Source organism: Vibrio ordalii ATCC 33509 (assembly GCA_000257205.1).
GTDB classification, from domain to species: domain Bacteria; phylum Pseudomonadota; class Gammaproteobacteria; order Enterobacterales; family Vibrionaceae; genus Vibrio; species Vibrio ordalii.
This window is the reverse complement of the sequence record AEZC01000097.1, coordinates 1-14,058: the sequence shown is the minus strand read 5'-3', so window position 1 is coordinate 14,058 and position 14,058 is coordinate 1. Positions and strand designations below refer to the sequence as shown.

The following is a 14,058-nucleotide window of genomic DNA, read 5'->3' as shown; positions in this document are numbered from 1 at the left end:
GGGAATGCATTATCTTAGTACCTCTTCCTTTTAGGGGGAGGCTAGGAGGGGGTTGTTCTTGTTGGGAAAGAGAAATAAACCAAAGTGTATGAGTTAAGAGAGAGAAAATCATGAAAGCATACCAGCGTGAATTTATTGAATTTGCACTAGAAAAAGAAGTCTTGAAGTTTGGCGAGTTTACTTTGAAGTCTGGCCGAAAAAGCCCTTATTTCTTTAACGCTGGCTTGTTTAATACTGGCCGTGATTTAGCGCGCTTAGGGCGTTTTTATGCCGCTGCTTTGGTCGATTCTGGGATTGAGTTTGATGTGCTATTTGGACCTGCGTACAAAGGGATCCCAATTGCGACGACAACGGCAGTAGCGTTGGCTGATCATTATGATGTTGATACGCCGTATTGCTTTAACCGTAAAGAAGCGAAAGACCACGGTGAAGGCGGTAACTTGGTCGGTAGCGCATTAGAAGGGCGCATTATGCTGGTGGATGATGTCATTACGGCGGGTACTGCCATTCGTGAGTCGATGGAAATCATTCAAGCTAACGGTGCGGATCTTGCCGGTGTTTTGGTAGCAATTGATCGCCAAGAAAAAGGCAAAGGAGAGCTTTCTGCCATTCAAGAAGTGGAGCGTGATTTTGGTTGCGCGATCATCTCAATTGTTAGCCTGACCGATCTGGTTACTTATCTTGAAGAGAAAGGGACGGATGCTAAGCACCTTGAGGCGGTAAAAGTGTATCGTGCGCAGTACGGAATTTAAGCATCAACTTATTTGCGAATCGTAGAGCCACTTGTTGAAAAGTAAAAGCCCCGAGTTTGTCGCTCGGGGCTTATTTGTTATTAGTTTAGTTATTCTAGCGATTAACTTTGATCGCCATGATGCGAGTTATCGTAAATTTCCGAGCCATCACGCTGGGTTTTCAACAGTGATAAATTCCACATGTACTGTTCTGGACGTGGGGTGACTAAATCTTCAATCGCTTTATTCATCGCCCGTGCATCTTGTTCTTCATCGCCGGTTGGAAAGTTCTCTAAGGCAGGCAGGATATGCACTTCGTACTGGTGAGTCGTGTTGTTATATACCGACATCAATGGTACGACATGCGCCTTACATAACTTTGCCATTTTCCCAAAGCCTTTCAGTGTGGCTTTTTCTGTACCAAAAAAAGGGACAAAAACTGAATTTGGCGCACCATGATCTTCGTCTGGAACCCAATATCCCACATAACCATTTTGCACTGAACGTAGGAACGGTTTGATACCCGCCTCACGAGTAAAAATGCGTCCGCCATATTGCATTCGTTGTACATGCATTAACCAATCGCCGATTGGATTGCGCTGCGGTTTCATGATGTTGGCCACTTTATAGCCTCGCGCAGCCAGCATAACGGCAGCATAGTCGATGGCCCAAGAGTGAGGCACTAGCAAGATAACCCGCTCACCTTGGTCGAGCAGTGGCAGCAAATGATGCTCACCAATCAGCTTACCACGCTGTAAGTTATGTTGGGTTGAGCGAACCAGAAGCTCAGAATAGCCAAGCATGTATTGCGCCGCCGTTGCAAAGGTTTCTTCCAAAATAGCTTGGCGCTCTTGTGTTGATTTTTCGGGGAAACATTTTGCTAAGTTGACGCGAGCTCGCCGCACCACTCGGCCATTTTTACGCACCGCAAAGGTGGATAATTTGCGCGCGAGCCTATCTCGCGATACCGGTGGCATAAAGGCGAACAGAGCGGCAAAGAAGATCCCAATCCAAGTTGCCCAATGTTTTGGGTGTAAAAAAGACCATTGGAATGTGGGGTTGTGCAAGTGTTTGTCTGTGCTGTTTTCGTTGTTGCTCATGGCAAGCAAAACCTTTTTCTAGTTATAAATAGCGAGAGTTAGTTAACGTTTCATCTGGCAAAGATTTAAAACGCTTATGCAGCCACATCCACTGTTCCGGCGCGCGCAGAATCACTTCTTCGACGTATTTATTCATGTAAGCGGCGGCGGCGGTCATGTCATCTTTTGGATAGTCGCCATCAATGGTTTTATCGGCGATGATTTCGTATTTTCCGTTGGCGTTTCTAAACCCTGATCCTGGGACAATCGCACATTGACTGGTATAAGCAAGAATACTGGTGCCAGTCGTTGTACAAGTATCCTCTACTGCGAAGAAGGGAACAAACACCGATTTGTTATGGCCGTAATCTTGATCGGGTAGATAAAATAGGCGCTCGCCCTGTTTGAGTACGCGGATCATCTGTTTGATGTCGGTTCGGTAGATAAGTTTATTGCCATTGCGGGTGCGACCACGATATTGAATAAATTCATACGCAGGGTTGCTGTGTGGGCGGTAAGCGCCATAACCAGCTAAACCAATCACACCAAAAGCGCGAGCGGTGATCTCTAAATTTAACGCATGCACACAACAGAGCAGAGCACCTCGCTGCTCGGTTTGGAGTTGGCGTAGTACATCGACATCTTTCACCCGTAAAATACGTTTAAAACGCCAAGTTGGCCAAAACCACGTGATGCCAGTTTCAATAAGCGCCATGCCCGTATTTTTGAAGTTCTCGCGAACAATGTGTGAAATCTCTTCAGCATTTTTTTGTGGAAAAGCTAATTCTAAATTGCGTGTGGCGATGTGTACCCGCTTGTGAGCAAAGCGCATACTGAATGCGCCTATGCTACGTCCTATTCTCAATAGCAGGGCATAGGGAAGTAGGTTGACGATCAACGCTAATAGCCCAAAGCCAAGCCATACACTCCAATATTTCGGATGCAGTAGCGAGAGGGTAAATGCAGGTTTGCCGTATTTTTCTTTGCTCATTACTTTTGATTCTTTCACTGATGGTGATTCTTTATCACGACGTTGGCGGTGGTTTTTACTCAATCTGAGCGCTTAATAACGCCCAATACGCTTCAAAATTTGCCGTCGGTTGGTATTTAAAGTCAGATCGCACAAAGCGATTTAAGCTGCCTTCCACTTGACCAAGCAATTGAGCGGCTAAAATGCTTTCGTCGACGGGGAAGGATTTACCTTCACGCAGTTTACGTTCGCGAAGGATCTGGCGTAGTGACGTTTCTATGCGTTCGAACAGTTGGTTGATCCGTTCACGCAGTCGCTCATTTTCAAACATTAGAGCATGGCCGGATAAAATTCGTGTCAAGCCCGGGTTACGTTCCGAAAAAGCCAAGATAAGTTGTAGCACTAAGCGGATGCGGTTGAGTGTATCTTTCTCTTCATCCAAAATGCGATTAATCCGCGACATTAAAGACTCTTCAATAAACTCAATCAAGCCTTCAAACATCCGTGCTTTACTCGGAAAATGACGGTACAAAGCCGCTTCAGAAACGCCCACTTGCTTAGCAAGCTTTGCTGTGGTGATGCGTGATGCACCATCGTTAGATTCCAGCATTTCAGCGAGTGCTTGTAGAATCTCTTCACGACGATTGATTTTCTTATTGACGGCCATGACCCGATTTCCTTTTAGTTACCACATGCTTGTGAGCAAATATTTATACCCTTCAGATGGTTTGGGTATTGTCCGTTAAGCGCAGTAGTTTAACGGACAGTTTTCGGACTGCGTAGCGTAAAAATGAAAATGATTGAACTGGGTGGTGATTTTACCACCCAATAAACGCTATGAACCCTAAAAGAAGCTTAGAACGTCTGTTTGTTGCCTACAGTTGACTCGCGATCAGTTGCATCAGCGCGTGAGCTAATGCAGATTTTGAACTCAAAGGTAATGCTTGCTCTCCGCCTTGCCAATAGACGGTTAATGCATTGTCGTTGCTGTTAAAGCCTTGGCCCGTAACAGAAACATCATTGGCGCAGATCATATCCAGTTTTTTGTTGAGCAGTTTAGCGCGGGCATATTTTTCAACTTGCTGCGTTTCAGCAGCAAAGCCTACCGTGAACGGGCGGTTTTCTTTCAATGCGGCTACGCTGGCGACGATGTCGGGATTTTTGACCATGGTGATGAGCATGTGATCGCTCGCATCGGTTTTTTTGATCTTTTGATCGGCGACGATCTCAGGGCGATAGTCGGCTACGGCGGCGCAACTGATGAACACATCATGTGATTGCGCTTGCGCCATCACTTGCTGATGCATATCGCAGGCACTTTCCACATCAATACGTTGTACTTGTGGCGGTGTGAGCAAATTGACCGGGCCACTGATCAGAGTCACTTTCGCGCCCAATTGAGCGGCGGCCTGCGCAATCGCATAGCCCATTTTGCCTGAACTGTGGTTACTGATATAGCGAACTGGATCGAGCGCTTCACGGGTTGGGCCTGCGCTAATCAACAGTGATTTTCCCGCGAGCAGTGTGTTGTTCGATACCTCTGTTTGGAAAAAAAACTCGCAGCGCTCAACCAATTGCATTGGCTCAAGCATGCGGCCCGGGCCAACATCGCCACACGCCTGTTCACCAGCTGCAGGGCCCCAAATCATCATTCCTCGGCGTTTAAGCGTGGCAATATTCTCTTGTGTGGCGATATTGCGATACATCTGCTGATTCATTGCCGGCGAGACGGCCACTGGCGCATTGGTGGCTAAAATCAAAGTGGTGAGTAAATCATTACCCATCCCTGCGGCGACGCGGGCAATGAGATCCGCTGTCGCAGGAGCTAGCAGGACTAAGTCTGCCCATTTGGCAAGTTCAATATGGCCCATAGACGCTTCGGCGGCTGGGTCTAATAAGCTATCTGAAACTGGCCTGCCAGAGACGGCTTGCATGGTCAGTGGCGTTATAAACTCTTTTGCAGCGTGGGTCATCACCACTTGTACTTGAGCGCCACGTTCAATCAAGCGACGCGTTAACTCAGCACATTTATACGCAGCAATACCGCCGCTAATGCCGAGCAGAATCTTTTTTCCTGCCAGTGTTTGCATTATCTTTTCCTCAAAAATTCTGCGCGTCATGTTATCACAACTCCGAAAATTTGTTGGAGCAGTGTCAATTATTCCTCTTTTTCCAGCTTGTTATCGGTATCGTATGCCACTAAAGCCGCACTTTCCTCACAGATATTTCTGCCCAATTGTGGTTCATTGGCGAGTAGGTTAATGGAGCAAAAGGAGCGTTTATAGTGACCTCATTAAGAATTAGAGCCAAGCTTTTACTGATAACCGTGATTCCACTAGTACTGATCACCGCTATGATGTCAGTGGTTAGCTACTGGAGTGAGAGTCACGACTTAAAACAAGAGCTAAAGCAGTACCGAGAGCAACTCGTTGAAACTCGAAAAGCAGAGTTGAAAGCTTATCTAATGATGGGGATTACCGCAGTTCAATCGCTTTATGACAGTGACCAAAATGGAGAGAATAAAGCCGCGGCTAAAGCTATATTAAAATCAATGCGCTTTGAAAGTGATGGTTATTTCTTTGCTTATGATTCTCAAGGAATCAATACCCTACATGCCATTAATCCTGCTTTAGAAGGGAAGAACCTTTATGATCTAAAAGATAATAATGGCGTTCCCGTTATTGCTGGATTAATTCAAGCGTCTAAAACAGGAGATGGCTTTCTCTATTTTTCTTGGCATAAACCCACCATTAATGCCCAAGCCCCCAAGCTGGGTTACGCTGAATACTTATCTAAATGGGATTGGGTACTCGGGACCGGAATTTACATAGATGATATTGACGCCCAAGTCGCTGAATTTAAGGCGCTACGTGATGAGCAGCGATTGGAGCAGACTTGGTCAAATATCGGATTATCACTCTTGGGACTAATCATCACAATTATTGTGGTGAGTATGCTGGTTACTCGCGGAGTCGCACCGTTGCAACATGTGGTTGCTTCGCTACAAGATGTCGCGGCGGGAGAAGGCGATTTAACGGCCCGTCTCAAGGTTGAAAGCCACGATGAAGTGGGTGATGTAGCCAAAGCCTTTAATGCTTTTATGGATAAGTTGCACCCATTAATCAAAGACATCCGTTCGTCAGCGCAAGAGGTGCAATCTGCCGCAGGCGATTTGGATAAGCAAACCACACAATCTAGCCAAAAAATGAGTAGCCACTGTTTAGAGACGGATAAGGTCGTGGCCGCAGTGACTGAGATGAGTGCCACTGCACGCGAGGTGGCTAACAACACCAACGCAGCCTCACAAGCGATTGAATCGGCCAATAGTCAAATTAATGAGGCACGAGATGAAGTCAATAGTGCTATCGAAGGTATCAGTGAATTGGTCAAAGAAGTAAACCTGACTTCTGAGGCGATATTGGAACTGAGTCAGCGCACAGAACAGATAACCAAAGTGTTGAATGTGATAGGTGAAATTGCCGAGCAGACCAACTTATTAGCGCTCAACGCAGCGATTGAAGCGGCGCGAGCGGGTGAGCAAGGACGAGGCTTTGCGGTTGTTGCGGATGAAGTTCGTTCGTTAGCAAGCCGCACGCAAAATAGCACACAAGAGATTGGTGAAATGCTCAAGGCGTTACATCAGGGCGTGAGTAAAGCGGTAAACAGCATGAAAGTCAGCCAGCAGCGTGGTGAAACAACCGCTCAAGAGTCTATCCACATTAAAGAGAGTTTGGCTGGAATTTCTGTCGCGGTCAGTACCATTCAAGATATGGGAATTCAGACGGCTTCGGCCGCAGAGCAGCAAAGTACAGTAGCAGAGGACATCAATCAGAATTTGGTCGCTATTCAACAAATAGTCAATCAACTGAGTGATAATTTGCAACATTCAGAAGCGATCAGCACACGTTTGGCACAATCTGGCCAACAAATGGGGAGCTTAGTCAGTCACTTTAAGCTTTAATCGACACGCTTATTACAGATTCGATTGATCTCATCCTAATCCTCACTCGGGTCCGTTAGGGCCTGAGTAGTAACTCATTATATAAAAGTAGGATCACTATACGGAGCCTACTTATGAGCCTCAAATCACTGCCCACTGAATCAATGCCACGCGAAAAATTGCTTGCTCGCGGTCCTCAGGCATTATCGGATGCTGAACTGCTGGCGATTTTCCTTCGTACTGGCACTCAAGGAATGAATGTGCTCGCTCTCTCGGATCTGCTGCTGCGTGAGTTTGGATCACTTCGAGCGCTTTTTTCGGCCAACCAGCAAGAGTTTTGCCGCCATAAAGGGTTGGGCGAAGCCAAATACGTTCAATTGCAGGCGGTACTTGAAATGACGCAGCGCTATTTGGCCGAAACGCTCAAACGAGGTGGCGCTTTGACTAGCCCAGAGCAAACCAAGCTTTATTTATCGAGTGTGCTACGCGATCGCCATCGAGAAGCCTTCTATATTCTGTTTTTGGATAATCAACACCGAGTGATCAGCGATGAAGTGCTGTTTGAGGGGACGATTGACGCGGCCAGCGTTTACCCTCGTGAGGTGGTTAAAAGAGCACTCCACCATAATGCGGCGGCATTAATATTGGCCCATAACCATCCGTCAGGCGTTGCTGAGCCTAGCCAAGCTGATCGCAGAATCACACGTCGATTAACCGATGCGCTTGCGTTAGTGGACATCCGTATTTTGGACCATTTTGTGGTGGGCGATGGCGAGGTAATTTCTTTTGCAGAAAGAGGGTGGATTTGAATCACATTTTAGGTTGTGACTTAAGATTATTCTGGTATGATTCGCGCACTAAATTATCAACCTAAATCAGCTCTGCTTAAAAAAAGATCGCCAAATCCGTAAAAAGGATCTGTTCGGGTCTTGAGCAATGCATGTCAAGTTAGTATAATACGCGACCTTTGATAGCCTTGTATGGATTTTCCATAACGGTTTTTAACCTCAAACTTCTTAATACATCGAGAACGAGGTTCGGCCACCAAGGTTGATATCGAGCTGAAACGATTTGGAGAAGACATTCATGTCCCGAGTATGCCAAGTAACTGGTAAGCGTCCAATAACGGGTAATAACCGTTCACACGCACGAAATGCTACTAAGCGTCGTTTTCTGCCGAACCTACAAACTCATCGTTTCTGGGTAGAGAGCGAAAAACGTTTTGTTAAACTACGTCTAACTGCTAAAGGCATGCGTATCATCGATAAGAAAGGCATTGATGCTGTTCTTGTTGATATCCGTGCACGTGGCGAAAACGTTTAAGAGGAATTGAGCAATGGCTAAAGGCATTCGTGAGAAAATTCGACTAATATCTTCTGCAGGTACTGGTCACTTCTACACAACTGACAAGAACAAACGCAACATGCCAGGCAAATTTGAGATCAAGAAATTTGATCCAGTAGTTCGCCAGCACGTTCTTTACAAAGAAGGCAAAATCAAGTAATTGATTTTACGCTTTGTAAGCATTGAAAGACCCAGCTTTGGCTGGGTTTTTTATTGTCTGGAATTTGTACCCTGCAATGTCAGCTCTCACAATAATGTGCTAAGTTACTCAAAGATAAACTCTTAGGGATCACTTATGCGTATCAATCGCCGCCGTTGGAATAATATTCTTATCTTGGCTGTTATTGCTTTTATTGCCATTTTGAATTTACCCACAGTCATCAAAACTTATCTTATTGAACCGCCTGCTAGCCCTTATCCTTATGTGATTAATCCAAATGCACAGCTGCAAGCACTGCATTTTACTGACTGGTCACTTGAACTGAATCAAAACCGTTGGCGATCAAGCAAAGCAATTTCAGTTGCTCCTGAAATATTGGCACAACGCTGGCAGAGTTTAGTTGGTACTGAAGTGGATGATGCCACTTACGAGTCGCTTGCGTCTCTACTACGCAACCCACAAACCGTGGAGGTGTGGTATCAGGATCGCGAAGAGCCACAAAGGATCACTTATTATCAACCCCCCCAATTTTGGTTATTGAAAAACTGGCAAGAGAAATGGGTGGCACTTTCGGTAGAAGAAGCTTTTCTTTTTCCGAACTGAGTCATTATTTCTCTTTGAGCGTTGAACAAACCAAGAACGAATAACCAATACCCAATAACGACGAACGACGAATGAAGAATCGAGATGTATCATGCCTGAGTTACCCGAAGTTGAAGTAAGTAAAATGGGGATTAGCCCGCATTTAGTTGGGCAAACGATCCAGCAACTGACATTCCGCACGCCAAAATTACGTTGGGCCATCCCTCAAGAGCTGAAACAGTTAGAAGGGCAAGTGATCCGCAATATTGCCCGCCGGGCCAAATATTTACTGATAGAGACCGATATTGGCAGCGCGATTGTTCACTTGGGAATGTCAGGTTCATTGCGAGTATTGGAGTGTGATTTTGCCGCAGGTAAACATGATCACGTTGATCTGCGATTAACCAATGGCAAGGTGTTGCGCTACCACGATCCACGTCGATTTGGTGCTTGGTTATGGTGCGAGCAAGGAGAAAGCCACTCGGTGTTGAGTAATATCGGTCCTGAGCCATTAACCGATGATTTTGATGCAGATTACATTGCGCAAAAAGCGAACAACAAACGTATCGCCGTTAAGCAATTTATTATGGAAAATAAAGTGGTGGTTGGCATAGGCAATATCTACGCGAGTGAATCACTGTTTAATGCGCGAATTCTCCCTACTCGGCCGGCTCATTCGCTGACACTGCCTGAGTGGAATTGCCTTGTGCGAGAAATTAAATCAGTCTTAGCAACGGCGATTCAACAAGGTGGCACAACCTTAAAAGATTTTGCACAAGCGGATGGCAAACCGGGCTATTTTGCTCAAGAGCTTAATGTGTATGGCAAAGCGCAGCAGCCTTGCCCCGCGTGTGGGCAAGCGATTGAAGCGCTGAAAATTGGTCAGCGTAACACCTTTTTCTGCTCTGCTTGCCAAAAATAAGGTACGTCCTAAAGGCTATATTTTCTTGCCATGCAAGGCGTTAGCGACAATGTCAGGAACAAATTGATCCACTTCTCCACCATGAATCGCCACTTCTCGCACAATGGTGGAGGAGATAAACGCATGCTCCTCTGATGGTGTAAGAAACACACTTTCCAGCCCCGGCATCAAACGGCGGTACATGTTAGTCAAGCCAAATTCATACTCGAAGTCAACCGTAGTACGCAAACCGCGGATCAGCACATTGGCTTTTTCATCACGCGCAAAATCAACCATTAACCCAGCAAACCCTTTGGCAGTAACATTTTCTAAATGTTGAGTGACGGCGCTGGCAAAGTCGACCCGCTCTTGCAGAGTAAACATGGTGTTTTTGCTTGGGCTGGCGGCGACGGCGATGATCACTTCATCAAACATATTGGCGGCGCGTTCGATCAGATCTAAATGACCATTGGTGATGGGATCAAAAGTGCCGGGATAAATCACACGCGAAATTCTTTTTTGGCTCACAGTGGAAGGCTCATATTGGTTAACTGGCACTGATATTAACAAAAAGACTCAAAATTACCTATTGAACTCGGTATGATGTAGCCCGCATTAAACTGTGACACTTAGCGAGTGAGAGAAGAGACGATGAACAAGTTGTTGGTTATCCGTAACGATAAAATTGGTGATTTCATGCTGGCTTGGCCAAGTTTTGCGATGCTAAAAGCCTCGTTGCCAGATTGCCATATTACCGCGTTAGTCCCCAACTATACTGTCGCGCTGGCCGAGCTTTGCCCGTGGATTGATGCGGTGATGGTTGACCCAACGGAAAACGCGTCCTCTGCGCAGAAAAAGCAATGTATTCAAGCGATTAAAAAGCAACACTTTGATGCCTCGATCAACCTCTTCTCGACCACTTACAATGCACTATTAGTTTGGAAATCTCGTATTCCTTATCGTTTAGCGCCGGCGACTAAATTCTCTCAAATTTTTTATAACAAACGAATTAAGCAAAAACGCTCTCAATCAGCCAAACCAGAATATGAGTATAACTTAGATTTGGTACGCGCTTTTTTGCATGATATTGGCAAAGAGGTTGTCGAGCCGAGCGCACCTTATTTGCAATTTGACCAAGCGATGCTTGCTGAACAAAAAAGCAAATTGGCTGCGCAACTTCATCTCGATATAAGTAAACCGTGGGTGTTTGTACACGCAGGAAGCGGAGGTTCGGCGAATAATTTGTCGCTAGAGCAATACACGCAGTTAGTGATGGGGATTGATGGCAAGCAAGAAATTATCCTCACCGCTGGGCCGGGAGAAGAGGTGAAAGCCGCGCAGTTAAAAGCTTTGATTGAAGAAAAGGGCGGGCGAGCGGCACTGTATGATAAAAATGAAGGGCTTGTTGATTTCTCACGCTCGATTGCTTGCGCTGATATTTTTATTGCAGGTTCAACCGGGCCTTTGCATATCGCTGCTGCGATTGATGTGCCCACTGTAGGCTTTTTCCCCGCCAAACGTTCAGCCACGCCACTGCGTTGGCGACCATTGAATTCACAAGGTCGCCATATCGCTTTTTGTCCACCACAAGCAAAAGACAAAGAAACTCAGGCCGATATGAGCCGCATTGATATTAATGCGGTGTTAGCTGAACTTAACCCTTGGGCGGCTCAGTACTGGTTCTAACCCATAAATCGGCGTATTTAACAAAGGTTGAGTGCGCCGATAATAAAGAAAGCAAGAAGCCTTGCTTACCATCTAAAAAGCCTGCTTTTAAAACGTACATTTTCAAAAAGCAGCCAAACGCATGCAAAATACCTTGGCTAATGCTGCTTTTCTTACCACGTTTTTCTCGTTGTTCTGCCCATGCCCTGGCATAACCTGCGGATTTAACTAAATAATGATGAATATCGTTATAGGTGTAGTGAATCGCATCACCTGCAAGATTCTCGACTTTCATGCCATCTGCGACTTCGACTTTTTCATGCACCAAAGCCTCGTTATATTGCGTTAATTGAGTCGGGTAGAGGCGCAACACGCGATCAGGATACCAACCACAGTGGCGAATATAGCGGCCAAAAACCCAACTTAAACGGGCAAATTGATACAGTGTATTGGGTTTATTAGCCGCGACCGCTTGCTGAATGCTCTCTTTTAACTCTTTGGTCACGCGTTCATCGGCATCTAGCCACAACACATAATCAGACTCGACATACGACTGCGCTAAGCGGCGCTGTGGGCCAAACCCAGGCCACTGCGAATTGACAAAAAACTTGTCAGTATAATGGCGTGCAATCTCTTCGGTATTATCACTGCTACCTGAATCTAAGACGACGATTTCATCTACCCATTGGTGAACGGTTTCCAAGCAAGCTTGCAGATGCTGCGCTTCATTTTTAACGATCAGCGCAACGGCTAAAGTAGGTTTGCTCACATTCATTCCTCGGATATTGGGTTTAGCTGAAAATCAGCCGTTATCTTATCAAACATTTGGATAACATGGCTTGCTTGAATACGCTGCATCGCTTGTTCATCTTTGACGCGAGTACGCCAACTGACTTGCTCTTTCGTTTTTCCTGTTTCGGCAAACAGTGCTTCGTCATAAGCCGACACCACATAATCACGATACTGATAAGGCCCTGTGCGCTGCGGATGATGGTGAGCGTATAAACCGATAACGGGAGTATTCATTGCATTGGCCATGTGCGCTGGGCCTGTATCTGGTGCTATTACTAAATCGGCTAAGTCGAGCAGTGCCAACATCTCTTTAAGCTGGCTTTTACCAACAACATTGAGTACTGGTTGAGTCAGTTTACTCGCTATTTCGGCTGCTAGATCAACTTCAATTTGCGCAGGGCTACCGGCCAAAATGATATGCCAACCAAGTTGTTGAGCATGAGTTATCACTTCTACATAACCTTCAGCGGTCCAATTTTTATAAGCCTTACTCGCGGCAGGAACCACGACTAAATTACGTTTTGAATGTGCAAGTTGCTGCTCGGCCCATTGATGATCTGAATCCGAGTAAGTGAGTGACCACTTAGGTTCTAGATCTTTGACTCCAAGGCACTTTGCAAACGCGAGTAAGCCATCTAATACATGAGGCGCTTGAGGCGAGATCACTTTTACATTGGTAAATAGGTGCTGGAAATCTTGGCTGCGGGCGCCATCAAAACCGAGTTTATATTTAGCTTTAATACCCAGAGTGGCAATACTGGCACGAAAGGCATACTGCATATGCAAAAGCGCATCGAAGGATTGCCCTTTAAGTTCTGCCCACAGTTTTTGATACGCTTTCCACCCCTGTTTTTTGTCGAATATAACCACGTTTACATTCGGTAAATCAGTGAGTAACTGCGCTTCCAGTTTTCCTGTGATCCACGTGATATGAGTTTCAGGCCATTGGTGTTGAATTGCTTGCACGGCGGCCACTGCATTGCACACATCGCCAATCGCCGACAGACGCAACACACAAATTGAGCGTGGGGCAGAAGAAAAAAGAGCCATAAGTGACATCGATAGAGAGAAAGTTAGTAAGAATTATGCAGATAGCGCCGATAAATGTAAAATGCCAAACAAGCACAATGAAGCACATTCAATCTCGTCATTAAAAAGTGAAACGATGAAAACGCTGAAAAAAGAGAATCAAACAATTTGGTATGACGAGCATTTGCTAGTTGAAGATCCGCTCCGCTGTTTTAACCCCGAGTTTTGGCAGCAGGCTGGTAGCGTCACAGGTAGTGCAACGGGACGCGGCACGACATGGTTTGTAAAAGCTGAAAAAGTAGAAGCGGCACTACGCCACTATAAGCGTGGTGGATTGTTCGGTAAGTTAGTGAGTGATCACTACCTTTTTTCCGGTTGGAAGAAAACTCGCAGCTTCCAAGAATTCGAATTGCTCAATACTCTGAGAGAGTCTGGGGTAAATGTTCCACGCCCGATTGCCGCGCGAGCAGTAAAGCGCACTTTTTGTTATCAGGCCGATTTACTCAGCGAAAAAATCCCGAACGCCCGCGATCTGGTGTCTATTTTACAAGAACGTCCATTACCGACTGAAATGTATGAGAAAATCGGCCTAGAAATTCGCAAAATGCATGATGCGCAAGTCAATCACACCGATCTCAATACCCATAACATCCTGATTGATGACCAAGAGAAGGTATGGATTATTGATTTTGATAAGTGTTATGTGCAATCAGGTCATAGTTGGAAACAAGGCAACTTAAATAGATTGAAACGTTCGTTTGAAAAGGAATTAATCAAACGGAAAATCCATTGGACCAAAGAGCATTGGGAATTAATGCTGGCGAGTCAATAAGTAGAATTAAATGAGTAATCTGAAATATAGAGC

16 protein-coding genes are annotated in these 14,058 nt (G+C 45.7%); 9 read left to right on the top strand and 7 right to left on the bottom strand.

Annotated elements, in window-relative coordinates; genetic code table 11:
* Positions 1-110: 110 nt before the first annotated feature.
* A complete protein-coding gene (pyrE, locus tag VOR_RS0107020) occupies positions 111-752 on the top strand; it encodes an orotate phosphoribosyltransferase (RefSeq protein WP_010318999.1) in 642 nt (213 codons plus the stop codon).
* A 101-nt stretch (positions 753-853) separates the two neighbouring features.
* Here the strand turns inward: pyrE and lpxM are convergent, their stop codons facing one another.
* The 4 genes from lpxM to coaBC form a co-directional block, all read right to left on the bottom strand.
* Positions 854-1,831 carry a lauroyl-Kdo(2)-lipid IV(A) myristoyltransferase gene (gene lpxM / locus VOR_RS0107015; RefSeq protein ID WP_010318998.1) on the bottom strand — a complete coding sequence of 326 codons (978 nt, stop codon included), beginning with the start codon at positions 1,829-1,831 and terminating at the stop codon, positions 854-856.
* A gap of 22 nt (positions 1,832-1,853) precedes the next feature.
* Positions 1,854-2,801, bottom strand: coding sequence for an LpxL/LpxP family Kdo(2)-lipid IV(A) lauroyl/palmitoleoyl acyltransferase (gene lpxL / locus VOR_RS0107010; protein WP_029626969.1), 948 nt, complete (start codon positions 2,799-2,801; stop codon positions 1,854-1,856).
* 55 nt (positions 2,802-2,856) lie between these two features.
* Positions 2,857-3,447 carry a nucleoid occlusion factor SlmA gene (gene slmA, locus VOR_RS0107005; RefSeq protein ID WP_010318996.1) on the bottom strand — a complete coding sequence of 197 codons (591 nt, stop codon included), beginning with the start codon at positions 3,445-3,447 and terminating at the stop codon, positions 2,857-2,859.
* 208 nt (positions 3,448-3,655) lie between these two features.
* Entirely contained in the window at positions 3,656-4,870 is a 1,215-nt protein-coding gene (gene coaBC, locus VOR_RS0107000) for a bifunctional phosphopantothenoylcysteine decarboxylase/phosphopantothenate--cysteine ligase CoaBC (RefSeq protein WP_010318995.1), read from the bottom strand.
* Between the two features lie 191 nt (positions 4,871-5,061).
* Between coaBC and VOR_RS0106995 the strand changes: the two genes are divergently transcribed.
* The 6 genes from VOR_RS0106995 to mutM all read left to right on the top strand — a co-directional run bounded on the left by VOR_RS0106995 (position 5,062) and on the right by mutM (position 9,728).
* A complete protein-coding gene (locus VOR_RS0106995) occupies positions 5,062-6,741 on the top strand; it encodes a methyl-accepting chemotaxis protein (protein ID WP_029626967.1) in 1,680 nt (559 codons plus the stop codon).
* Positions 6,742-6,854: 113 nt separating this feature from the next.
* The gene (gene radC, locus VOR_RS0106990; protein WP_010318993.1) at positions 6,855-7,529 is read left to right on the top strand and encodes a RadC family protein; all 675 of its coding nucleotides are present in this window, start codon (positions 6,855-6,857) and stop codon (positions 7,527-7,529) included.
* Between the two features lie 277 nt (positions 7,530-7,806).
* Positions 7,807-8,043, top strand: coding sequence for a 50S ribosomal protein L28 (rpmB, locus tag VOR_RS0106985; protein ID WP_004397476.1), 237 nt, complete (start codon positions 7,807-7,809; stop codon positions 8,041-8,043).
* A gap of 13 nt (positions 8,044-8,056) precedes the next feature.
* Entirely contained in the window at positions 8,057-8,224 is a 168-nt protein-coding gene (gene rpmG, locus VOR_RS0106980) for a 50S ribosomal protein L33 (RefSeq protein ID WP_010318992.1), read from the top strand.
* Between the two features lie 135 nt (positions 8,225-8,359).
* Positions 8,360-8,827: a hypothetical protein gene (locus tag VOR_RS0106975; RefSeq protein WP_010318991.1), complete on the top strand. Its 468-nt coding sequence runs from the start codon at positions 8,360-8,362 to the stop codon at positions 8,825-8,827.
* Between the two features lie 91 nt (positions 8,828-8,918).
* The gene (gene mutM / locus VOR_RS0106970) at positions 8,919-9,728 is read left to right on the top strand and encodes a bifunctional DNA-formamidopyrimidine glycosylase/DNA-(apurinic or apyrimidinic site) lyase (RefSeq protein ID WP_010318990.1); all 810 of its coding nucleotides are present in this window, start codon (positions 8,919-8,921) and stop codon (positions 9,726-9,728) included.
* A 15-nt stretch (positions 9,729-9,743) separates the two neighbouring features.
* Here the strand turns inward: mutM and coaD are convergent, their stop codons facing one another.
* Complete coding sequence (gene coaD / locus VOR_RS0106965) at positions 9,744-10,235, bottom strand: pantetheine-phosphate adenylyltransferase (RefSeq protein ID WP_010318989.1); 492 nt, start codon at positions 10,233-10,235, stop codon at positions 9,744-9,746.
* Between the two features lie 123 nt (positions 10,236-10,358).
* Between coaD and VOR_RS0106960 the strand changes: the two genes are divergently transcribed.
* Complete coding sequence (locus tag VOR_RS0106960) at positions 10,359-11,393, top strand: glycosyltransferase family 9 protein (RefSeq protein WP_010318988.1); 1,035 nt, start codon at positions 10,359-10,361, stop codon at positions 11,391-11,393.
* On the opposite strand, the gene VOR_RS0106955 is transcribed toward VOR_RS0106960, so the two are convergent.
* Both VOR_RS0106955 and VOR_RS0106950 read right to left on the bottom strand, forming a co-directional pair.
* Positions 11,362-12,147 carry a glycosyltransferase family 2 protein gene (locus VOR_RS0106955; RefSeq protein WP_033197411.1) on the bottom strand — a complete coding sequence of 262 codons (786 nt, stop codon included), beginning with the start codon at positions 12,145-12,147 and terminating at the stop codon, positions 11,362-11,364. The two genes, VOR_RS0106960 and VOR_RS0106955, sit on opposite strands and share 32 nt — an antisense overlap.
* Positions 12,144-13,214: a glycosyltransferase family 9 protein gene (locus VOR_RS0106950; protein WP_010318986.1), complete on the bottom strand. Its 1,071-nt coding sequence runs from the start codon at positions 13,212-13,214 to the stop codon at positions 12,144-12,146. Before VOR_RS0106950 ends, VOR_RS0106955 begins: the two co-directional genes overlap by 4 nt.
* Positions 13,215-13,329: 115 nt before the next feature.
* Here VOR_RS0106950 and VOR_RS0106945 point away from each other — a divergent pair, with 115 nt between their 5' ends.
* Entirely contained in the window at positions 13,330-14,025 is a 696-nt protein-coding gene (locus tag VOR_RS0106945) for a 3-deoxy-D-manno-octulosonic acid kinase (protein WP_029626966.1), read from the top strand.
* The last annotated feature ends 33 nt before the right edge of the window (positions 14,026-14,058 follow it).

Excerpts from the sequence above, each read along its gene's own strand:
- pyrE (WP_010318999.1), top strand. The coding sequence starts at position 111 with ATGAAAGCATACCAGCGTGAATTTATTGAATTTGCACTAGAAAAAGAA.
- lpxM (WP_010318998.1), bottom strand. The coding sequence starts at position 1,831 with ATGAGCAACAACGAAAACAGCACAGACAAACACTTGCACAACCCCACA.
- lpxL (WP_029626969.1), bottom strand. The coding sequence starts at position 2,801 with ATGAGCAAAGAAAAATACGGCAAACCTGCATTTACCCTCTCGCTACTG.
- slmA (WP_010318996.1), bottom strand. The coding sequence starts at position 3,447 with ATGGCCGTCAATAAGAAAATCAATCGTCGTGAAGAGATTCTACAAGCA.
- coaBC (WP_010318995.1), bottom strand. The coding sequence starts at position 4,870 with ATGCAAACACTGGCAGGAAAAAAGATTCTGCTCGGCATTAGCGGCGGT.
- radC (WP_010318993.1), top strand. The coding sequence starts at position 6,855 with ATGAGCCTCAAATCACTGCCCACTGAATCAATGCCACGCGAAAAATTG.
- rpmB (WP_004397476.1), top strand. The coding sequence starts at position 7,807 with ATGTCCCGAGTATGCCAAGTAACTGGTAAGCGTCCAATAACGGGTAAT.
- rpmG (WP_010318992.1), top strand. The coding sequence starts at position 8,057 with ATGGCTAAAGGCATTCGTGAGAAAATTCGACTAATATCTTCTGCAGGT.
- VOR_RS0106975 (WP_010318991.1), top strand. The coding sequence starts at position 8,360 with ATGCGTATCAATCGCCGCCGTTGGAATAATATTCTTATCTTGGCTGTT.
- mutM (WP_010318990.1), top strand. The coding sequence starts at position 8,919 with ATGCCTGAGTTACCCGAAGTTGAAGTAAGTAAAATGGGGATTAGCCCG.
- VOR_RS0106960 (WP_010318988.1), top strand. The coding sequence starts at position 10,359 with ATGAACAAGTTGTTGGTTATCCGTAACGATAAAATTGGTGATTTCATG.
- VOR_RS0106955 (WP_033197411.1), bottom strand. The coding sequence starts at position 12,147 with ATGAATGTGAGCAAACCTACTTTAGCCGTTGCGCTGATCGTTAAAAAT.
- VOR_RS0106950 (WP_010318986.1), bottom strand. The coding sequence starts at position 13,214 with ATGGCTCTTTTTTCTTCTGCCCCACGCTCAATTTGTGTGTTGCGTCTG.
- VOR_RS0106945 (WP_029626966.1), top strand. The coding sequence starts at position 13,330 with ATGAAAACGCTGAAAAAAGAGAATCAAACAATTTGGTATGACGAGCAT.